The organism is Methylovorus sp. MP688, from assembly GCF_000183115.1.
In the GTDB taxonomy this organism is placed as follows: domain Bacteria; phylum Pseudomonadota; class Gammaproteobacteria; order Burkholderiales; family Methylophilaceae; genus Methylovorus; species Methylovorus glucosotrophus.
The window spans coordinates 2,129,847-2,149,028 of the sequence record NC_014733.1 but is presented as its reverse complement, the minus strand read 5'-3'; the positions used below and the strand labels follow the sequence as shown (position 1 = coordinate 2,149,028).

Genomic DNA, 19,182 nt, shown 5'->3' with positions numbered 1-19,182 from the left:
ATCAGCCTGCCAGTCTGGACAGGTCGGCGACGCGGTTCATGGCCTGGTGCAGGCTGGCCAGCAAGCCAAGGCGATTGGCCTTCAGTGCAGGGTCCTCTGCATTCACCATCACACCATCAAAAAACGCGTCTACAGGTGTTCTCAATGCGGCCAATGCCTGTAGCGATGACCGATAATCCCCGGCGGCAAAGGCGGCATCCGCCTGCGGCGTCACGCTGGCCAAGGCTTGTGCCAGGGCTAGCTCGGCAGGCTCGACCAGCAGCGCCTGATTGATGCTGGCTTGTACATCACCTTCGGCTTTTTTCAGGATATTGCCGACGCGCTTGTTGGCGGCTGCCAGGCTCTCGGCTTCCGGCAAGGCTGCGAACGCCTTGACCGCTTCCAGGCGCTTGGCAATGTCCGCCAGTTGCTGGGGCTCAAGCGCCAGCACGGCATCCACTTCCTGGGCGCTGTAGCCTTGCTCGCGCAGGCTGCCAGAGAGACGGTCGTAAATAAAGCTGCGCAATGCGGTAGATGCATTTTCAACATCAGCGGCAAAGCAGCCAAAGGTGGTGTTCAGCAGGGTGTCCAGTGTCAGTGGCAGGCTGTTTTCAATCAACAGGCGCACCACGCCCAGCGCATGGCGACGCAAGGCAAAGGGGTCTTTATCCCCGCTCGGAATCTGGCCGATGCCGAACATGCCGCACAGCGTTTCCAATTTGTCCGCCAGTGCCACCACCACGCCTACCTGATTGCGCGGCAATTCATCGCCAGCGAAACGCGGCTTGTAGTGGTCTTCAATGGCGTAAGCAACATCATTATCCAGCCCTTCATGCTGCGCATAGTAGCGCCCCATAATGCCTTGCAACTCGGGGAATTCCCCCACCATGTCTGTTACCAGATCGGCCTTGGCGAGGCGGGCAGCCTGCGCGGCCTTGCTTGCCAGTGCGTCACCGCCCAGTTGCTGACCGATGGCGCTGGCAATACTGGCAACGCGGGTAGTGCGCTGGCCTTGTGAGCCCAGCTTGTTGTGATAAACCACTTTATCCAGCGAAGTCAGACGGCTTTCCAGGGTTTTCTTGCGATCCTGGTCAAAGAAGAACTTGGCGTCGGCCAGACGTGGCCGCACCACGCGCTCATTGCCGCCGATAACGGCGCTGGCATCATCCGGCGAAATATTCGACACGATCAGGAATTTGTTGCTCAGCTGACCATCTGCACTCAGCAGCGGGAAGTACTTCTGGTTGGCTTTCATGGTCAGAATCAGGCATTCCTGCGGTACTTGCAGGAATTCGTCTTCAAACTGGCCGAGCAAGACATTGGGGCGCTCTACCAGTGCGGTCACCTCATCCAGCAAGGCTTCATCCTGGATGGGGGTTAACTGGGGACCGGCCTTGGCGGCAGCGGCCGTCAGCTGGCGAACGATCTCGGCGCGACGCTCAGCAAAGCTGGCAATCACGGCGCCCTCAGTGTGCAGTTGCTCGGCGTAGTGGTCTGCATGACGCAGCGTCACCGGGCTGACCTTGGCTTCAAAGCGGTGGCCTTGCGTGGTGTTGCCAGACTGCAAGCCCAGCGCGCTGACCGGGATGACCTCATTGCCATGCAGCGCTACCAGACCATGGGCGGGGCGCACAAAATTCACACTGGTCCAGCCATCTTGCAACTGGTAGGTCATTACCTTGGGGATAGGCAGCTTGGCAAGTGCTTCGTCCAGCGCTTTTTGCAGGCCTTCGCTCAGCGTGGCGCCAGCGGCGGTGCCTTCCAGAAACAGAATGTCAGCCTTGCCATCATGCTCACGCTTGAGCTGGCTGACAGCGGATTCATCCGCGCCCAGCGCGGTCAGTTTTTTCAGCAGCGCGGGCGTCGCCTTGCCATTTGCATCCAGACCTACCGTGGCAGGCATCAGCTTGTGCGATAGGGATTTATCCGCAGCCTTGGCGACGACGTCGCTGATATGTGCCGCCAGACGACGCGGCGATGCATAGGCGGTGACCTGCGATGTCTCGCTGGTCAGGCCCTGCGATTTCAGTACCTCTAACAGGGTGCTGGAGAATGCCTCGCCCAGCTTGTTAAGGGCCTTGGGTGGGAGTTCTTCTACAAACAATTCAACTAACAGATTCTGCTTCATGCGGCGGCCTTCTTATCCAACTGTGCCAATACTTCATCTGCCCATGCTTTGGGGGCCATAGGGAAGCCGAGGCGGGCGCGGCTATCCAGGTAGCTCGCGGCAACTGAACGGGCGAGATTGCGAATGCGGCCGATATAGGCGGCGCGCTCCGTGACCGAAATGGCTCCGCGTGCATCCAGCAGGTTAAAGGTATGAGCGGCTTTCAGCACTTGCTCGTAGGCAGGCAGCGCCAATTGATGTTCCATCAGGTGTTGCGCCTGCTTTTCGTGGGCATTGAACGCTGTGAACAGGAAATCAGCATCGCTGTGCTCAAAGTTATAAGTCGATTGCTCGACTTCGTTTTGCTTGAATACGTCGCCGTAAGACAAATCGCGGGCACCATGCAGGCCCTTGGCGTATACCAGGTCATACACGTTTTCCACGCCTTGCAGATACATGGCGAGGCGCTCCAGACCATAGGTGATTTCACCGGTGATCGGTTTGCAGTTGATGCCGCCGACCTGCTGGAAGTAGGTGAACTGTGTCACCTCCATCCCATTCAGCCAGACTTCCCAGCCCAGGCCCCAGGCGCCCAGTGTCGGGTTTTCCCAGTCATCTTCCACAAAACGGATGTCGTTTTTCTTCAGATCGAAACCCAGGGCTTCGAGCGAGCCCAGGTAAAGCTCCAGAATATTGTCAGGCGCAGGTTTGAGCACGACCTGGAACTGGTAGTAATGCTGCAGACGGTTCGGGTTCTCACCGTAGCGGCCATCCTTGGGGCGGCGGCTGGGCTGAACGTAGGCGGCTTTCCAGGGCTCGGGGCCCAACGCCCGCAGGAAGGTGGCGGTGTGCGAGGTGCCTGCACCGACTTCCATGTCGTAAGGTTGCAGCAAGGCACAGCCCTGGGCATCCCAGTATTGCTGCAGCTTGAGAATAATCTGTTGAAATGTCAGCATATTTCCATTTCTGAATCTTGGTGAATGATCCGGCAGCCAGCGGGCTGCCAGTCAGTGTTGGCCGGGCCGATTTTCATGGTGTTTTAACGGCCTGCATGCAAGGCAAATAACCGCTAATTCTACTTGGTTTTACGGCCCCACAAAAGAGCGAGACTGCCCGCCAGCAGGATGAGCAAGGGCCAGTTGCCAAAGCGCACATAAGGGGTTGTACCCACATAGCCTTGCGCCTCGCCCTCAAGTGTCGTCGCGATAAAGTGCGGCGCATGTGCCAGCACTTCGCCCTTGGGGTTGATAATGGCGGTGGCGCCGGTATTGGTACTGCGCAGCATCATGCGTGCCGTTTCTATTGCCCGCATCTGCGAGAACTGCAAATGCTGGTAGGCCGCAATCGATTCGCCATACCAGGCGTCATTGCTGGTATTCACCAGCACGCTGGCCTGTGGCAGCTGGCGGATGATTTCTTCACCAAACACATCTTCGTAGCAGATATTGACGGCCACGCGCTGACCGGCGACCTGCATGGGTTGCTGATCCAGCCCGCCGCGGGCGACATCCGCCAGTGGCATATTGAGCCAGTCGCGGTAGATCCAGCCAAATACCCGCTTCAGGGGAATGAACTCGCCAAATGGCACCAGGTGCGATTTGCGGTAAAACTGGGTATCGGCACTGCCTACGCTCATCATGCTGTTGTAGTACTGCTCGTGCTCGTATTCCACCACCCCGATGAGAATATCGCCGCCATTGGTCTGGGCATGTTGTTTCAGGCCATCAAGGTAGTTTTGCGGGACTTGCTGCAGCAAAACGGATAAGGCGGTTTCCGGCAGGATGATGAGTCTGGCTTGGCTCGCCAGTGCCATATCGTAATACTGGCGCATGCTGCGCAGCACTTCCTCTTCATTCCACTTTTTATCCTGCGATACATTGCCTTGCAGCAAGGCGACACTGACCGGCTCGCCCTCAGGCTGACTCCATTCGATCTGTTTCAAGGCCCAGCCGCAGCCTATCAGTCCGGCCATCAGAACGACGCCCATGCGCCTGCGGGCCGGATGCAAGTACACGCTAACCAGCAGGCTGGCAAGCAGCGCTACCACCAGCGATACGCCATACGCGCCGATAATCGGCGCATAACCTGCCAGCGGACTGTCGGGTACTTGCGTGTAACCTATGCTCAGCCAGGGAAAGCCGGTGAATATCCAGCTTCTGACCCATTCTGAAAGTGCCCATAGCAAGGGCAGCGCAATCAGCATTTGGTGCGCAGGTCGACTGCGGGCGAGAGCGGCGACGATTGCCGGGAAAAGTGCCAGGAACGCACAAAGCAGGAAAGTAGCCAGCCCGGCCATCCAGAATGGCATGCCGCCAAAATCGTGCAGGCTGATGTAAATCCAGTAAATGCCAGCGCCAAATAATCCCAGGCCGTAGGTGAATCCCAGCCATGCAGCTTCTCGACGACGTGCCGTGGTGGTCACCAGATAGAAAAATCCGGCGAGTGACAATACACCAGCCGGATAAACATAAAAGGGAGCAAAGCCGCTGACCGCGATTGCGCCCAGCAGGGCGGCCAGCAGATGTCTGGCCCATAAGGACTTGAATAAGGTAGGCAAAGTCGTGAGTGCAGAGAGATGAAATTGGCTGCCAGTATACCTGATGGCAGACGGCTCCACTGGCAGCCGGAGGCTGAATTATCTGGCGCCGTCTGGTTGACAGGCCACCGCAGCAGCCCCTATATTCGAGTCAAAGCGCAGTTAACAACATCCCTTTTCATATTCACAACAGGAGAAATCACGCATGGCCCTTTTGACAGAATTCAAGAAATTTGCCCTGCGCGGCAATGTAATGGATCTCGCGGTGGGTGTGATCATCGGCGCCGCCTTTGGCAAGATCGTGGACTCGCTGGTGGGCGACCTGATCATGCCAGTGGTGGGCATGTTGGTTGGCAAGCTCGATTTTTCCAATATGTACATCCAGTTATCCGATGCCCCGGCGGGCGTGCCGCAAACCTATGCCGCCCTTAAGGCGGCGGGTGTGCCTTTGCTGGCGTATGGTAATTTCCTCACCGTGGCCCTTAACTTTGTGATTCTGGCGTTTGTGATTTTCCTGCTGGTCAAGCAAATGAACCGCTTCCGCGATCAATTGACGCCAGAAGCACCACCCACACCAGAAGACGTGCTGCTGTTGCGTGAAATTCGTGATTCGCTGAAAAAATAGGCGTCCTGGCGGCGGGTGATTGTTACGACACCCTTGCCATATCCCCATAAACAACAAGCCCCGCAATGCGGGGCTTGTTGTTTGTCATACAGTACGACTTGGAATCAGCGATGAATCCGCCAAAGTTTTCCTGGCGTTCAGATATCCGAATCCGTCGATCGGCCTGGAGCCGGTGCAGGTGAAGCATCTGGGCTGCTCTCGCCATCATGGTTCATGAAGACCACCATGACGACCTTGTCATCCACGATATCCAGTTCAGTGGTCTTGTAATAAGCGCCCTTTTCATCGGTATTCAGATAGTGGTAGTGCCATACGGAGGCAATGACCTTGCCATCAGGGTTGGTGATGTCGTCGCGTTTGCTGGGCTCGCCAAACTGTTCCACGATTTTCGATTTATCAATACCGGAGATGCCGGCGACGAATTCTTTTTCCGAAACCGCAATATCGCCGGTGGCTGAATTCGGGGCTTTAGCGTTTGGTACTTGTATGTTGGGCGCCTGTGCAGCGCCTGCAATCGATTGCCCGGCAATACCCAGCATCAGTGCCAGTAACAAGGTTTTCATGATGTATCCCCTTAAAAATGTGGTACAGCTTCAAAGGGTATGAGATGTTTTTTTACGCTTGGTTCCATGCATCAATTCCAAGCTTATTCAATAGCTTGGCCTACTCGATTGCACTCTCGGGTTTTGCCTGAATCTCTACCAGCATGGAATGCAGGCGGCGGCTGTCTGCGCGCAAGACGGTGATATGCAAACCATCAAAGCTGATCTGTTCGCCACGCTTGGGCAGATGGGCAAACTTGCTGACGACCAGACCGCCGATGGTGGAGAATTCTTCGTCGCTGAACTGGGTGCCCAGTGCCTCATTGAAGTCGGCGATTTCGGTCAGCGCCTTGATGCGATAGCGGCCCTGCGCATCGCGGATGATATTGTCTTCGGTTTCATCAAAGTCATATTCGTCCTCAATGTCGCCGACGATCTGCTCCAGTACGTCTTCAATGGTGACCATGCCTGCCACACCGCCGTACTCATCCACGACGATGGCGATATGGTTGCGATTGCTGCGAAACTCTTTCAGCAAGACATTGAGGCGCTTGGATTCAGGAATGAAGACCGCGGGGCGCAGCATGTCGCGTACGTCAAAATCTTCGCCAGCGTAATAACGCAGCAAATCTTTGGCGAGCAGAATGCCGATCACATGGTTCTTGTCGTCATCAATGACCGGAAAGCGCGAGTGCGCGGCTTCAATCACAAAGGGAATAAACTTCTCGGGCGCATCGGTGATGTCAATGACATCCATCTGCGAGCGGGGAATCATGATGTCACGTACCTGCATTTCGGACACTTGCAGCACGCCTTCAATCATGGAGAGGGCATCGGCATCCAGCAGGTTTTTTTCGTAGGCAGAGTGTAGCTGCTCGATCAGTTGTTCACGGTCTTCCGGTTCGCGCAGCAAAAAGTTGCTGATCAGTTCCAGCCATCGTGGTTTGTCGGTTTCGGCCATCTTAGGCGATTGCTTTCTTGGTCAATTCTGTTTTTTCGGCGGCGTAAGGGTCACTGTAGCCGAGTTTTGTGACGATTTCTGTTTCCAGGCCTTCCATCAGCTCGGCCTGCGGCTCGGTTTCATGGTCGTAGCCATGCAGGTGTAGCACGCCATGTACGGTCAAATGGGCGTAGTGCGCTTCAATCGGTTTGCCTTGCTCTGCCGCTTCGCGGGCAACCACTGGTGCGCACAAAATAATATCGCCCATCAGGTGCGGCTCTTCCGTCAGCGGAAAGGTCAGCACGTTGGTGGCGTAATCCTTGCCACGATAATCGCGATTGAGCGCGCGGCCTTCGTCTTCATCCACGATTCTTAAAGCAAGTTCCGTGTCAACGCGCAGGGTGGCACGCGCCCATTTGCGAAACAGCTTGTCTGCGGGAATATTGGCAGCCTCGCTCGCCACCTGCACATCCATTGCCAGTCTAGGCATCGGAGCGGCCTCGCCTGTCCGTGTCATGCGGCTGGGCATGGCGTTCGCTATCAAAGGTTTCGTAGGCATTGATGATCTTCTGCACCAGCGGATGGCGCACCACATCCTCAGACAGGAAGTGGGTAAAGGCGATGCCGCGCACGTCTTTCAGCACCTGCTTGGCCTCGACCAGGCCGCTCTTCTGGCCGCGCCCGAGGTCGATCTGGGTCACGTCGCCGGTGATTACCGCCTTGGTGCCAAAGCCGATACGGGTGAGGAACATCTTCATTTGTTCCGGCGTGGTGTTCTGCGCTTCATCCAGAATGATAAAGCTCTGGTTCAGCGTGCGGCCGCGCATATAGGCCAGTGGCGCGACTTCAATGGCGCCGCGTTCAAACATCTTGTTCACGGTGTCGTAACCTGCCAGGTCGTACAAGGCGTCATACAGTGGGCGCAGATAGGGGTCGACTTTCTGCGCCAGATCGCCTGGCAAAAAGCCCAGTCGCTCGCCCGCTTCCACCGCCGGACGCACCAGTACGATGCGCTTCACCCTGTCGCGGGTCATGGCATCAATTGCGCTGGCTACCGCCAGATAGGTTTTGCCGGTGCCCGCCGGGCCAATGCCAAAGGTAATGTCAAAGTCCTGAATCTGTTGCAGATAACTGACCTGGCGCGGCGTGCGGCCATGCAGATCCTGCCGGCGTGTCATCAGTACCGGCATTTCCTTTTGTACATCTTCTGGCTTCATGCGGTCGATCTCGACCAGCCCCAGCTGTATCTCTTCCAGGCTCAAGGGTTTGCTGGCGCGATCATAAAAGTTTTCGATCAGCTGCGCGGCAATGCGCACATTGCTTTGCTCGCCAGAAAAGCGGAAGTGCGCGCCGCGGCGTGCGATGCCAACATCCAGGGCATCTTCGATCTGCTTGAGGTTTTCATCCAGCGCGCCACACAGGTTGGCAAGACGCAGATTGTCTTCAGGACTAAGGGTAATTTCCATTATGGGGTGACCGCCCGTGGGGCAATAAGTGCATCAGTTAAAAGGGCAGAGAGGCGCTTAAGCAAGGCATTCTCCACGCAAGGTGTGCGGCATGGCCTGGGTGATTTTTACATGGACAAACTGGTTGATCAGCTTGGCGTCACCGGGGAAATTGACGATACGGTTGTTATCGGTGCGGCCAGCCAGTTCGCCAGTGTCTTTTTTGGACAGGCTTTCGACCAGCACACGCTGCACGCTGCCGACCATGGATTCGCTCACGGCTTTGCCTTGCGCTTCATTCAGTTCCTGCAGGCGGCTTAGGCGCTCCAGCTTGGTTTCTTCGCTGGTGTCATCCGGCAGATAGGAGGCGGGCGTACCAGGGCGTGCGCTGTAGGTAAAGCTGTAGCTGAAGTCAAACCCTACATCCTGCATGAGCTTGAGCGTGGCGGCGAAGTCCTGCTCGGATTCGCCCGGAAACCCTACGATGAAGTCAGAGGTGATGCAGATATCCGGACGCGCACGGCGCAACTTGCGGATGATGGATTTGTATTGCAACGCGGTGTAATTACGCTTCATGCCCATCAGCACGCGGTCAGATCCGGCCTGCACCGGCAGGTGCAGATGCGAAACCAGCTTGGGAATGCGCGCGAAGCAATCGATCAGGGCCTCGCTCATTTCATTGGGGTGCGAGGTGGTAAAACGTATGCGCTCGATTTGCGGGATTTCGGCAATGTAGTCGATCAGCATGGCGAGGTCCGCCGCCGTGCCATCGGCACTGGTGCTGCGATAGGCATTGACGTTCTGGCCCAGCAGGGTGATTTCCTTGACGCCTTGTTCCGCCAGCTGGATGGCCTCGACCAGAATATCTTCAAATGGGCGCGAGAATTCCTCACCGCGCGTATAAGGCACCACGCAGAAGCTGCAATACTTGTTGCAGCCTTCCATGATGGAAAGAAACGCGGCAGCCCCTTCCACGCGTGGCGGTGGCAGATGGTCAAACTTTTCGATTTCGGGGAAGCTGATATCCACTTGCGACAGCCCGCTGCTACGGCGGTTGGCAATCAGTTCCGGCAGGCGATGCAGGGTTTGCGGGCCGAAGACCACATCGACATAAGGCGCGCGGTCGACAATGTGCTGGCCTTCCTGGCTGGCGACGCAGCCGCCGACACCGATGACCAGATTCGGGTTTTTTTCCTTGAGCGGAATGAAACGCCCCAGGTGGCTGAATACTTTTTCCTGGGCTTTTTCGCGCACGGAGCAGGTGTTCAGCAGGATGACGTCTGCGTCTTCCGGATTATCGGTGGGTTGCATGCCATCGGCCGCATTCAGCATGTCGGCCATGCGCGACGAGTCATACTCGTTCATCTGGCAGCCGAATGTCTTGATGAAAACTTTTTTTGGCGTGTTCATGATTGCGTGTACAACCGCAAGTCAGAGGATGTGCACATGGCCGGCACAAGGGGGGAGAGCTGGAGGTTTCGGTGCAAAATATCTTAAAAAAACAGTACGCTAAGGCCTAATTGTAGCCCAGCCCAAGGCTAAATGCCAATCAAGGTCACGGCGGCAGGCATACACTTAGCTGTTCAGATGGCTGTGTGCCTGTGGGCGTGCTGTTGGGGCAGCGTTTTTCTTGCGGTAAACCACGGCCTGGCCATCGGGCGTCATCAGGCTGCCCAGATGGATGCCGTACAGGGACTGCAAGGCGGGCAGTGCGTGCAGATCGGCTTTTACCTGGCTTTCCAGTTGACCATTGTTGACCAGCAACAGGCGATCAAACGCATGCAGGGCCTGGTTGATGTCATGCAGGATAGCGAGCAGAGCATGCCCGCGGGCTTCGGCATAGCTTTGCATGCTGTCCAGCAATTCACCTTGCAAGCCGGGGTCTAGCGCCGCCAATGGTTCATCCATCATCACCAGCCCTTGTTCTATATCCCATAGTTGCGCAAATATCCGGGCGAGGTGAATGCGGGCCTGCTCGCCGCCGGATAGTTGATCCATCTTGCGTCCCGCCAGATGGGCAGCATGCGCCAGTTGCATGGCGTTGTGCACAATGGTCGTCAGGTGCGGGTCAATCTCCAGTGCCGCACGACCCAGAGACACCACTAGCTCGGTCTGCATGCCAAAGGCGACATGGGTGGTTTGCGCCAGCACAGCGCGCCGACGGCTCATCTCGCGCAGGCTGTAATGGCGGATATCGCGCCCCAGCAGGCTGATGTGGCCACCTGAATGATGAAGCTCGCGCGATGCCAGCTTGAGCAGGGTGGATTTGCCGGCGCCGCTGGGGCCCAGCACTGCTACACGCTCGCCTGCATGCAAGGTGAGGGTATAAGGGCCAAAGTGATGGCGCCCCAGGCGCAGGCTGGCTGCCTCCATGACCAGGAGTGGCTGGTTGATCAGGTTGATGGTAGCTGGGTTCATCCTATCCGTTCACGTGTTTGATTAAGCAGCATCAGAAAAAATGGCCCGCCAAGCAGGGCGGTAAAGATGCCCACCGGAATTTCAGCAGGTGTTGCCAATGTCCTTGCCAGCGTATCTGCGATCAGCAATAGCAATCCGCCAAACACGATGGACAAGGGTAAAACCCGTCGCTGGTCTGAACCATGCAAAGTGCGTACCAGATGCGGCGCGATCAGGCTGATAAAGCTGATCATGCCGCACCATGCCACCGTGGCGCCGACCAGCAACGCGACCATCAAAATGGTACGGGCGCGCAATGTTTCCACTTCTACTCCCACATGCGCTGCCGCCGCTTCTCCCAGCGCCAGTGCGTTCATGGCGCGGGCCAGCTTGCGGATCTGCCATGTGGCCAGCAGCAACATGACTAGCGCCACACCGACGATGGCCCAGCCCGCGCCAGCCAGTGAACCCAGGGTCCAGAAGCTCAGGCTGCGCAGCTGTTCGTCCGTGGATAAATAGGTGCACAGCCCCAGCACCGCTACCGCGATCGCATTGAGGGCAATCCCTGTCAGCAGTAGTCCGGCGATGGAGCCTGGCGTAATCCAGCGCGCCACGCGATCCAGCGTAAAACAGACCAGCAATGCGCCAGCAAACGCCGCCAGTGGCAACAACCACGGACGCAGGCCCGTTGGCCATGCCCAAGGCAAACTGTCCGCAAAAACAATGGTCAAGGCGGCAGCACATGCAGCGCCACTATTCACGCCCAGCAAACCGGGGTCTGCCAGAGGGTTGCGAAACAGACCCTGTGCCAGCGCACCCGCTACCCCCAGCATGCCGCCCGCCAACAGGGCGAGCAGAGTTCTTGGCAGGCGAAGTTCCCACAGGACATAGCTATTGCCCGTGTTTTCGCCATGCAAGGGAGTCAGCCAATCGCGCCAGCTTATGGGCACAGCGCCTATGGAACTTGCCATGGCAAGCGCCAAGAGGGTGATGGCGAGCAGTAATACAACAGGCCATGGGTTACCCCATTTTGAGCGTGGGGCAAAGCGAAAGGGAATGCGCATTTCTCAGGCCCGGATCAATCGTTCAGCCCTGTGCCATGCCCGCGCCGGACTAACAGTTGTGCAGCTTGCATCGATTTTCGCTCTATGTTCGTCATGCATATGCATAGAAAAGTTCAGCATCTGCGGCGGGGGTGTGGGCCATGGAGAGCAGGCATGCTCGGTGCCTGGGTGGCATAAGTCGCTATTTCGATGGGGTATTTCTGACAAATCCTGGCGGTGTAACTTTTGAATAGCGGAGATGAAATATGCATGATTGAAAGCGCCGGTTTTAAGCTTATCCTGCCTGCATGGCAGATTGCAGGGAGCGGTCCAGCTCTTTCAGCGCCAGCGGCAAGCGCGGACCAAAGCCGAGCAGCAGCATGGTTTCCATGCTGACGATGCGCTGCTTGCGCCCTGCAGGTGTTTGCGCCAGGCCAGGCAGCTTGAGAATCGCAGCTTTGCTGCCTGCGGCTTTCAGGCCCAGGTCAGTTAACAGGATAATGTCGGGCTGTGCCGCAATCACGGCTTCCGGCGTCAGAGGCTTGAATCCGGTGAAACCTTGCATGGCATTCCTGGCACCGGCATAACGCAACATGGCATCTGCGCTGGTTTCCTGCCCGGCCACCATGATTTGCGACATGGAGTGCGAAAGAATAAACAGCACGCGAGGCGACGCCGCCGAATGCGCCTCCACACTGGTGCGCACCCCCTGCCACTCATTGCGCAGGCGCGCTTGCAGCTCACTCGCTTCCGCTACGCGACCCGTGAGTTCGCCTACTTTTTGTATGCGCTGCAGCAAGCCTTCGAATTGATGGTTGGCGGCGAGGATATGCACCGGAATACCCGCATTTTCCAGCTGCCGCAATACGCTGGATGGCCCGGCATCTTCGGTTGCCAGTACCATGGACGGCGCCAGCGCCAGAATACCCTCCGCAGACAGGGTGCGCGCATAGCCCACGCTGGGCAACGCCTGTGCTGCTGGCGGATAAAGTGAGGTGGTGTCTACGCCCGCCAGATCGGCCGAAGCGCCCAGGGCATAGACGATTTCCGTGAGAGCGCCGCCTACGCATACCAGGCGCCGGTTGGCGGCATGCGCCGGCTGCGGTAGCCAGCCGATCGCGGGGAGCACCCCCAGCGCCAGCCACTGTTTCAAGTGTTCCCGCCGGGAGGGCATGGCTGGTTGGTGCGCGATGCTCATGCCGTGCAGGCCTCGGTAATATCGGCAATCAAGGCGCGCCAGGATTCCAGCTCGGGCTTGCCGGGTTTGCGCTCCCCAAACAGCATGGCGATATTTTCGCCTTGCGCATCAAACAATTCGAGCGAGGTGACGATGCCGTCTTCGGTGGGTTTTTTTACCACCCAGGCGTTGGCAATCAGATCCTGCCGCAAATGCAGATTAAAGCCTTCGTCGAGCACATTGATCCAGGGGCCCATCAGCTTGATATTGCTGACCGGGCCACTATGAATCTGAATGATGCCGGGGTTGCCGACAAACACCATGATGGACACATTTTCGGCGGCGGCTGCCTGCAAAAGGCGGGTGATGACATCGGGTGCCACGGGAATTGAAAAGCGGGGATCCGCAAGTCGCAAGCCTTGCGTGCGAGTCACCTTGTATTGCTTGAGCAGCCCGAAAAATTCATGCGTGTCCCGCATGGCGGCCCAGTCACGGCGGAATCCGGCAATGTCGATTTCGCTGTCATCCAGGGCTGCAGGCGGCAGGCGGGGTGTTTCCACCACCATGTCGCCGGATTGATCCTCAGCCCGGAATTGTGCAAGCAGCGATTGGTAGGCCGCCTGCTGACTGATGGGTTTCAAAAAGATTTTATGCAGCGCAGTACCGGTACTATCAAAAAACTGCAGGCTTTGTTGCAAGCCTTTGCTGGTGTGTTCTTCTACCGCAAAGCCGTGGCGCCACTGCTGATAAAACAAGCGCAGGTCTATGCTGCCTGCCAGAACCAGTCCTACTGGCCCCTGATGACTTACCTTGCGATAAACACCGGATTTTTCATGTACGCAGCTCTCATTGCGGGTCAGCGCCATGACTTCACCCAAGGGTTCAATCGCGGCAATGATCGCGGGGAATTCCGGTCGCAGCCGGGTGGCGTGCATGTCGCTATCCGAGCCGATGGCATCCACTCCGCAATGCGCGGCAATCAACTCCCCTTCGCTGATTTCGAGAGTGGCGGCAATTTCTCTGTGGCGTAAGCTGCTTTCGCGCCGCATGCGGCTAAAAGCTTCAATGATGGCGTCCTGCCTGGCGTGCATGGTGTCCTCCGATGAGTCACGGGCTGGCAAGCGCTGGCTGGTGCGGGTATGGCGAGCGATAGTGGCTGCGCCATGGGTTGGTGATGCCGAATTATATAATGAGAATGGTTCTTATTACAATAATGCAGCATGGGGGGGTGTTGCGCTATCAAGCCACCCATGCATGTCTATGCAATAGCTTTCAGGGTGCTTGTGCAAGCCATCTTCTGCCTCGGTAGCGGCAAATGCGCCAGAAAAATTGGAACGAGGGAGAATGGCCGCAGTGTAAAATGGCGGGATGGACGCACTCCCAATTTTCATGAATATCCGGCAACAGCGCTGCGTAGTGATAGGCGGCGGAGAAGTTGCCGCACGCAAGGTGCTGATGCTGCGCAAGGCGGGCGCAGCCGTTGAGGTCTACTCCCCTGAGCTGTATCCTGAATTGCAGACCCTGGCTGAACAGGGCGATATTCTGCACATAGCAGATAAATTTCAACCGCCGCAGCTGGATGGTGCCCGCCTGGTGGTGGCTGCCACCGATGATGAAGACGTCAATCAGGCGGTCTCGCAGGAGGCGCAAGCGCGCAATATTCCGGTCAATGTAGTGGATGCGCCAGCCTTGTGTACCTTCACCATGCCATCGATTGTCGACCGCTCTCCTATTGTGATTGCGATCTCCAGCGGCGGTGCAGCGCCGGTATTGGCGCGCAGCATACGCAGCAAGATCGAAACCATGGTGCCCGCGACATATGGCCGGCTGGCGACGCTCGCCGCGCGCTTTCGCGAGCGGGTGAAGCAGCATTTTCCTACCACCCAGCAACGAAGGATGTTCTGGGAGGAGGTCCTGCACGGCCCCATCGGTGAACAAGTTCTGGCCGGACAGGAACTCGCAGCCGAGGCTGCGTTGGTGCAAAAGCTAGAACAACCTGCCCGTGCTCCGCGAGGCGAGGTTTATCTGGTCGGTGGGGGCCCTGGCGATCCCGATTTGCTGACGTTTCGGGCGTTGCGCCTGATGCAGCAGGCGGATGTATGCGTGTATGACAAACTGGTGAGTCCGGAAGTCATGGAACTGGTGCGGCGCGATGCCGAGCTGGTGTATGTCGGCAAAGCCCGAGATCAGCACACCCTACCGCAGGAAGAGATCAACGAATTATTGGTACGACTGGCGCAAGAGGGTAAACGCGTCTTGCGCCTCAAGGGCGGCGATCCCTTTATCTTTGGGCGCGGTGGGGAGGAGATTGAAACCCTGATGGCGCATGGCATCCCTTTTCAGGTAGTGCCTGGGGTAACGGCGGCTTCTGGCGTGGCGAGTTATGCCGGTATCCCGCTGACTCATCGTGATTTTGCCCAGACCTGCATCTTTACCACCGGACACCTGAAGGATGGCACCGTCGACCTAGACTGGCCGGCACTGGTGCGGCCGCAGCAAACAGTCGTCATTTACATGGGCCTGGCTGCCCTGCCCGAGATATGCCAGCAGCTCATCGCCCATGGCCTTTCCGCAGATACTCCCGCCGCGGTTGTACAGCACGGTACCTTGCCAAGTCAGCGGGTGGTGACAGAAAGTTTGCAGAATCTGGCAGCGAAGGTGGCGGAGGCGCATTTGAAGTCGCCATCCTTGATCGTCATTGGTGGTGTGGTTGGTTTGCGCAGCAAGCTGGCGTGGTTTGAAGGAAAGGCTGACTGAAGTCTGATAGCTGCAGGCGAGTGGCAGAGATGCGTTAATCGCCTTGCATGCGTTTTACGAAGTTAATTTGCCACGTTCTTGACGATAGGCAATATCAGGCGCGCTTCCAGACCGCCTTCCTGGCGGTTGATCAATTCCAGGTGACCTTTGTGCAGGCGGGCGATGCGGTCTGCAATTGCCAGACCCAGGCCGCTGCCGCTCTCATTGCCACGTGCGGTATCCAGACGTTCAAAAGGTCGCAGCAGGCGGCTGATCTGCGATGGAGGAATGCCAGGGCCATTGTCCAGTACGCTCAGTATAATGGTGCCAGCGGTGATTCTGGTCTCCACGGAGACTTCACTGCTGCCATACTTGAAGGCGTTATCAATCAGGTTGCCCAATAGCCGGTGCATGGCAAGGGGACGCAGTGGTATCAGATGCGTGGGTGCCAGTCGCAAGATCATGCGGCGGCCAGCGCGAGTGTGGCGATCGTAAATCGACTTCAGCAGGGCATTGATATCGATCATCTGCGTCGGTTCGCCCTCCACCCCACGTACAAAATCCAGGAACTGGTGGATGATGTTATCCATGTCCGTGATGTCCTGGATCATGCCATTTTTCAGGCTGTCGCCCAGTTCATTCGGCAGCATTTCCACTGACAGGCGCAAACGCGCCAGCGGCGTGCGCAAATCATGCGAAACCCCGGCCAGCAGCAGGGTACGTTCGGAATCCAGCCGGGCCAGGGCTTCCATCATGTCGTTAAAGGCATGGTTCACGTCGCTCAGCTCATCCAGGCCATCTTCTGGCAACTTCGGCGGTTGCTCGCCTTTACGCAGACGGTCTGCCGAACGAATAAGCAGGCTGAGCGGCCGGTTGATGCGAGCTGCCAGCAAATAGGCGCCCGCCAGTGACAGCAGGATGACCAGCGCGCCCCAGCCCAGCCATTGCCATGGGAAGGGTCTATCTACCTGTATGCGCGGAATAACCACCCAGTAATCGTCCTGCCCAATGGTGAAGCTCACCCACAGACCTGGGATGCCGAAGTGATTCACCGCCACAATGGTTTCATTGCCCAGCTTTTCCTTGATCTTGGCGGCTATCAGCGCAATTACCGGATCATCTGGCAGTTTTTCGATCTCTTCCAGCAGGTCGGCGGCGTAAATGCGCACGCCTTCTTTGCCGGATAGCTCGGATAAAAGCGCCAGGCGGCGATTTTCATGAGCAGCAAGCAGCGATGCACGCGTGAAATTCACGACGGTTACCGCTTGCAGCGCAACCGCTGTGGCGCGTGGTTTGCGCTCGAAGTAATCGAAGATTTTGAGTGAAGCGTACTGGCCGATCACCAGCAGAATGGCAATCAGTAGCATGGCCCTGGCAAGCAGGGTGCGCGGGAATAATCTCAATTGAAATACAAACAGTCGTGACAAGCAGCGATCAAGGCACGGCCCTGATTAGTGCTTGATGGTTTCGCCGTCGGGGATGAATACATAGCCAAAGCCCCACATGGTTTGCAGATAGCGGGGGTGTGTAGGATCTGCTTCAATCAGGCGGCGCAGGCGCGAGACTTGTACGTCAATACTGCGATCAAATACATCCAGCTCGCGGCCACGCGCCAGCTGCATGAGGCGGTCGCGCGACAAAGGTTGGCGCGGGTGATCAACAAACACTTTCAGCAATGCGTATTCGCCGCTGGTAATCGTGATCTGCTCGCCATTTTTGAGCAGGCTGCGGGTGGAAGGGTCAAACACGAATTCGCCAAAGCTGATGGTTTCGGTGCTATTGGCTGGTGCGCCGGGCACAGGGCGCTCATTGCGCCGCATGACGGCATTGATACGCGCCAGCAGCTCGCGCGGGTTGAAAGGCTTGGGCAGGTAATCATCTGCCCCCATTTCCAGCCCGATAATGCGATCTACCTCATCACCGCGGGCGGTCAGCATGATGATGGGCATGGTGCTGCCTGCGGCTCGCAAACGGCGGCAAATCGCCAGGCCATCTTCGCTGGGCAGCATCAGATCAAGCACCAGCAAATCAATATGTTCGCTACTTAATACGGTATTCATCTCGGTTGAATCAGAGACGGTTTTTACGCTAAAGCCTTGTTCGCTGAGGTAGCGTTGCAGTAGCTCACGCATGCGCAAATCATCGTCAACCATCAGGATTTTTTTTGGATTGGTCTGCATGGCGTTCATAGCAATATGTGGTCTAATGTGGCGAGATTTATTATGTTGAATATTATACGGTTAGGTAGTTGCTGTTGGGGAATATAAATGTGGCGATTGTCACAAATTGTTACATTCAGACGGCACAGTGAAACACTCGATTTACATTCCTGCTTCATTATAATCACGGCTGCAGTGCCAAATAATAATATGCGGAATTCTCAAGCGCACCAACACTCAAAGCAATATGGTTTGCGGAATCAGGCGAGGAGCTATCAAGGCTCCCCCAAGAAGTGGAGAAATGGAACAATGAACGTAGTTGATTTCAATCTTTGTCGGGCGTCTGACTGTCGCTCCTGTCTGGCCTGATTTTCCATCCTATGATGTCTCTTTCATCGGTTTCCCGGTTTGGATGCATGCACGTTGCGATTGCGGCCTGTCTGGTGATTGGCGCTGTAGATGTGCTGTACGCCGCTCCCAAGGATGCAAACGATAACGCTGACGATGATGGCCCCAAACCATCCCTGGTCGTGGCCCCCGATAGCAGTGCCCCTGCCAAATCCTTAAACGGCAACATCAGCATTGAAGAAAATATGCGTTTGCGCCGCGATCTCTATGAATATTCACGCGCCGTAGATCCCGCCCATATTCAGATTGAAGAACGTCGTCGCGTAATGCACCAGCGTCTGCAAGCAAGGTTTGACCAAGCGGACAAGGATAACGATGGCGCCATTTCCCGTATCGAAGCATTTGAGTTGCTGCCACAGATCGCACGTCATTTCAGCCAGGTAGACGCCAATAATGATGGCGTGATTACCATGGAAGAGCTGGAGTCCGCGCAGGCAAAAGCCATTGAACGCCAGCAACGTCCTATCCCGGTGGTCAGAGAAGAAGCACAGGTATTGCCCTCCCCGAAGGTAAAGGAAAAAGGGGCCATGGTGAATAGTCGAAAGCGCGCCTTGTAATCCTCATTTCATCCCCCGAATTTTAAATGCCATTTAAATGTATGAATTTAAATGGCATTTTTTATTGGCATCATCCTTGCATACAGTCAGTCAGCAGTACCTGGATAAAGTGGTTTTGTTCAGGATTGATTGATAGTGTAATAAGGAGAATTAATATGGTCGCTACTAGACAATTAGTAATTAGTACATTGCTTATCGGTGTGCTCACCGCCTGCTCAGGCATGAGTACCAAGCAAAAGAACGCTGCTGTCGGGGCTGGTATTGGTGGCGTAGCAGGTGCTGTGCTTACGGGTGGAAGTGCCCTTGGGACAGTGGGCGGCGCCGCCATCGGCGGTGTCATTGGACATGGTGTGGATAGCGCAACAAGCAAGAAGAAATAGGCTGTCGTTTTTTCACATACCCTATCTCATTGACGTGTATGCGTATTTTGATGAGATATAAAACACTGTCGTGAATTGGCGACAAGCAGGGCGGCTGATGTGATGCATCAGCCGCTTTTTTATGTCATCTTGCATGGCAAGGCAATGAACT

At 56.5% G+C, this 19,182-nt stretch carries 18 protein-coding genes; 4 read left to right on the top strand and 14 right to left on the bottom strand.

All coding sequences use genetic code 11. The features are described 5' to 3' along the window. Nucleotide 1: 1 nt before the first annotated feature. From glyS to lnt, 3 genes are all read right to left on the bottom strand, one after another. Entirely contained in the window at nucleotides 2-2,107 is a 2,106-nt protein-coding gene (gene glyS / locus MPQ_RS10155; RefSeq protein WP_013442851.1) for a glycine--tRNA ligase subunit beta, read from the bottom strand. Then, the gene (gene glyQ / locus MPQ_RS10150; RefSeq protein ID WP_013442850.1) at nucleotides 2,104-3,042 is read right to left on the bottom strand and encodes a glycine--tRNA ligase subunit alpha; all 939 of its coding nucleotides are present in this window, start codon (nucleotides 3,040-3,042) and stop codon (nucleotides 2,104-2,106) included. The genes glyS and glyQ overlap by 4 nt, the downstream gene beginning before the upstream one ends. A 119-nt stretch (nucleotides 3,043-3,161) precedes the next feature. Next, on the bottom strand, nucleotides 3,162-4,643 hold the full coding sequence (gene lnt / locus MPQ_RS10145) for an apolipoprotein N-acyltransferase (RefSeq protein ID WP_041362308.1): 1,482 nt from the start codon (nucleotides 4,641-4,643) through the stop codon (nucleotides 3,162-3,164). Between the two features lie 184 nt (nucleotides 4,644-4,827). Here lnt and mscL point away from each other — a divergent pair, with 184 nt between their 5' ends. Next, on the top strand, nucleotides 4,828-5,247 hold the full coding sequence (gene mscL, locus MPQ_RS10140; RefSeq protein ID WP_013442848.1) for a large conductance mechanosensitive channel protein MscL: 420 nt from the start codon (nucleotides 4,828-4,830) through the stop codon (nucleotides 5,245-5,247). A 137-nt stretch (nucleotides 5,248-5,384) separates the two neighbouring features. On the opposite strand, the gene MPQ_RS10135 is transcribed toward mscL, so the two are convergent. The 9 genes from MPQ_RS10135 to MPQ_RS10095 form a co-directional block, all read right to left on the bottom strand. Continuing rightward, nucleotides 5,385-5,810: a hypothetical protein gene (locus MPQ_RS10135; protein WP_013442847.1), complete on the bottom strand. Its 426-nt coding sequence runs from the start codon at nucleotides 5,808-5,810 to the stop codon at nucleotides 5,385-5,387. 100 nt (nucleotides 5,811-5,910) lie between these two features. Beyond that, nucleotides 5,911-6,750: an HlyC/CorC family transporter gene (locus MPQ_RS10130; protein ID WP_013442846.1), complete on the bottom strand. Its 840-nt coding sequence runs from the start codon at nucleotides 6,748-6,750 to the stop codon at nucleotides 5,911-5,913. A 1-nt stretch (nucleotide 6,751) separates the two neighbouring features. Continuing rightward, nucleotides 6,752-7,219 (bottom strand): rRNA maturation RNase YbeY, encoded by a 468-nt coding sequence (gene ybeY / locus MPQ_RS10125; RefSeq protein ID WP_015830705.1) that lies wholly within the window; start codon nucleotides 7,217-7,219, stop codon nucleotides 6,752-6,754. Next, nucleotides 7,212-8,195 carry a PhoH family protein gene (locus MPQ_RS10120; protein WP_013442844.1) on the bottom strand — a complete coding sequence of 328 codons (984 nt, stop codon included), beginning with the start codon at nucleotides 8,193-8,195 and terminating at the stop codon, nucleotides 7,212-7,214. The genes ybeY and MPQ_RS10120 overlap by 8 nt, the downstream gene beginning before the upstream one ends. 57 nt (nucleotides 8,196-8,252) lie before the next feature. Beyond that, nucleotides 8,253-9,584, bottom strand: coding sequence for a tRNA (N6-isopentenyl adenosine(37)-C2)-methylthiotransferase MiaB (gene miaB, locus MPQ_RS10115; RefSeq protein WP_013442843.1), 1,332 nt, complete (start codon nucleotides 9,582-9,584; stop codon nucleotides 8,253-8,255). A 165-nt stretch (nucleotides 9,585-9,749) separates the two neighbouring features. Continuing rightward, entirely contained in the window at nucleotides 9,750-10,592 is an 843-nt protein-coding gene (locus MPQ_RS10110; RefSeq protein ID WP_013442842.1) for an ATP-binding cassette domain-containing protein, read from the bottom strand. Next, the gene (locus MPQ_RS10105) at nucleotides 10,589-11,635 is read right to left on the bottom strand and encodes an iron ABC transporter permease (RefSeq protein ID WP_013442841.1); all 1,047 of its coding nucleotides are present in this window, start codon (nucleotides 11,633-11,635) and stop codon (nucleotides 10,589-10,591) included. Before MPQ_RS10105 ends, MPQ_RS10110 begins: the two co-directional genes overlap by 4 nt. A 274-nt stretch (nucleotides 11,636-11,909) precedes the next feature. Beyond that, nucleotides 11,910-12,812 carry a hemin ABC transporter substrate-binding protein gene (locus tag MPQ_RS10100; protein ID WP_049821902.1) on the bottom strand — a complete coding sequence of 301 codons (903 nt, stop codon included), beginning with the start codon at nucleotides 12,810-12,812 and terminating at the stop codon, nucleotides 11,910-11,912. Next, on the bottom strand, nucleotides 12,809-13,882 hold the full coding sequence (locus tag MPQ_RS10095) for a hemin-degrading factor (RefSeq protein WP_013442839.1): 1,074 nt from the start codon (nucleotides 13,880-13,882) through the stop codon (nucleotides 12,809-12,811). The genes MPQ_RS10100 and MPQ_RS10095 overlap by 4 nt, the downstream gene beginning before the upstream one ends. Nucleotides 13,883-14,159: 277 nt before the next feature. Here MPQ_RS10095 and cysG point away from each other — a divergent pair, with 277 nt between their 5' ends. After that, on the top strand, nucleotides 14,160-15,548 hold the full coding sequence (gene cysG, locus MPQ_RS10090) for a siroheme synthase CysG (RefSeq protein ID WP_013442837.1): 1,389 nt from the start codon (nucleotides 14,160-14,162) through the stop codon (nucleotides 15,546-15,548). A 62-nt stretch (nucleotides 15,549-15,610) separates the two neighbouring features. On the opposite strand, the gene MPQ_RS10085 is transcribed toward cysG, so the two are convergent. Further along, a complete protein-coding gene (locus tag MPQ_RS10085; RefSeq protein ID WP_041362305.1) occupies nucleotides 15,611-16,894 on the bottom strand; it encodes an ATP-binding protein in 1,284 nt (427 codons plus the stop codon). A gap of 84 nt (nucleotides 16,895-16,978) precedes the next feature. Continuing rightward, complete coding sequence (gene ompR / locus MPQ_RS10080; RefSeq protein ID WP_041362827.1) at nucleotides 16,979-17,707, bottom strand: two-component system response regulator OmpR; 729 nt, start codon at nucleotides 17,705-17,707, stop codon at nucleotides 16,979-16,981. A 395-nt stretch (nucleotides 17,708-18,102) separates the two neighbouring features. Here ompR and MPQ_RS10075 point away from each other — a divergent pair, with 395 nt between their 5' ends. Together MPQ_RS10075 and MPQ_RS10070 are read left to right on the top strand one after the other, a co-directional pair. Then, nucleotides 18,103-18,651: an EF-hand domain-containing protein gene (locus MPQ_RS10075; protein ID WP_013442834.1), complete on the top strand. Its 549-nt coding sequence runs from the start codon at nucleotides 18,103-18,105 to the stop codon at nucleotides 18,649-18,651. A 155-nt stretch (nucleotides 18,652-18,806) separates the two neighbouring features. Beyond that, nucleotides 18,807-19,031: a glycine zipper 2TM domain-containing protein gene (locus tag MPQ_RS10070; protein ID WP_013442833.1), complete on the top strand. Its 225-nt coding sequence runs from the start codon at nucleotides 18,807-18,809 to the stop codon at nucleotides 19,029-19,031. Nucleotides 19,032-19,182 lie beyond the last annotated feature (151 nt).

Bases quoted from the DNA above. Each gene is read 5' to 3' on its own strand.
- cysG (WP_013442837.1), top strand. From the start codon at position 14,160: ATGGACGCACTCCCAATTTTCATGAATATCCGGCAACAGCGCTGCGTA.
- MPQ_RS10075 (WP_013442834.1), top strand. From the start codon at position 18,103: ATGCACGTTGCGATTGCGGCCTGTCTGGTGATTGGCGCTGTAGATGTG.
- ompR (WP_041362827.1), bottom strand. From the start codon at position 17,707: ATGCAGACCAATCCAAAAAAAATCCTGATGGTTGACGATGATTTGCGC.
- MPQ_RS10120 (WP_013442844.1), bottom strand. From the start codon at position 8,195: ATGGAAATTACCCTTAGTCCTGAAGACAATCTGCGTCTTGCCAACCTG.
- glyS (WP_013442851.1), bottom strand. From the start codon at position 2,107: ATGAAGCAGAATCTGTTAGTTGAATTGTTTGTAGAAGAACTCCCACCC.
- MPQ_RS10070 (WP_013442833.1), top strand. From the start codon at position 18,807: ATGGTCGCTACTAGACAATTAGTAATTAGTACATTGCTTATCGGTGTG.
- miaB (WP_013442843.1), bottom strand. From the start codon at position 9,584: ATGAACACGCCAAAAAAAGTTTTCATCAAGACATTCGGCTGCCAGATG.
- glyQ (WP_013442850.1), bottom strand. From the start codon at position 3,042: ATGCTGACATTTCAACAGATTATTCTCAAGCTGCAGCAATACTGGGAT.
- MPQ_RS10135 (WP_013442847.1), bottom strand. From the start codon at position 5,810: ATGAAAACCTTGTTACTGGCACTGATGCTGGGTATTGCCGGGCAATCG.
- MPQ_RS10095 (WP_013442839.1), bottom strand. From the start codon at position 13,882: ATGCACGCCAGGCAGGACGCCATCATTGAAGCTTTTAGCCGCATGCGG.
- MPQ_RS10085 (WP_041362305.1), bottom strand. From the start codon at position 16,894: ATGCTACTGATTGCCATTCTGCTGGTGATCGGCCAGTACGCTTCACTC.
- MPQ_RS10130 (WP_013442846.1), bottom strand. From the start codon at position 6,750: ATGGCCGAAACCGACAAACCACGATGGCTGGAACTGATCAGCAACTTT.
- mscL (WP_013442848.1), top strand. From the start codon at position 4,828: ATGGCCCTTTTGACAGAATTCAAGAAATTTGCCCTGCGCGGCAATGTA.
- MPQ_RS10100 (WP_049821902.1), bottom strand. From the start codon at position 12,812: ATGAGCATCGCGCACCAACCAGCCATGCCCTCCCGGCGGGAACACTTG.
- ybeY (WP_015830705.1), bottom strand. From the start codon at position 7,219: ATGCCTAGACTGGCAATGGATGTGCAGGTGGCGAGCGAGGCTGCCAAT.
- MPQ_RS10110 (WP_013442842.1), bottom strand. From the start codon at position 10,592: ATGAACCCAGCTACCATCAACCTGATCAACCAGCCACTCCTGGTCATG.
- MPQ_RS10105 (WP_013442841.1), bottom strand. From the start codon at position 11,635: ATGCGCATTCCCTTTCGCTTTGCCCCACGCTCAAAATGGGGTAACCCA.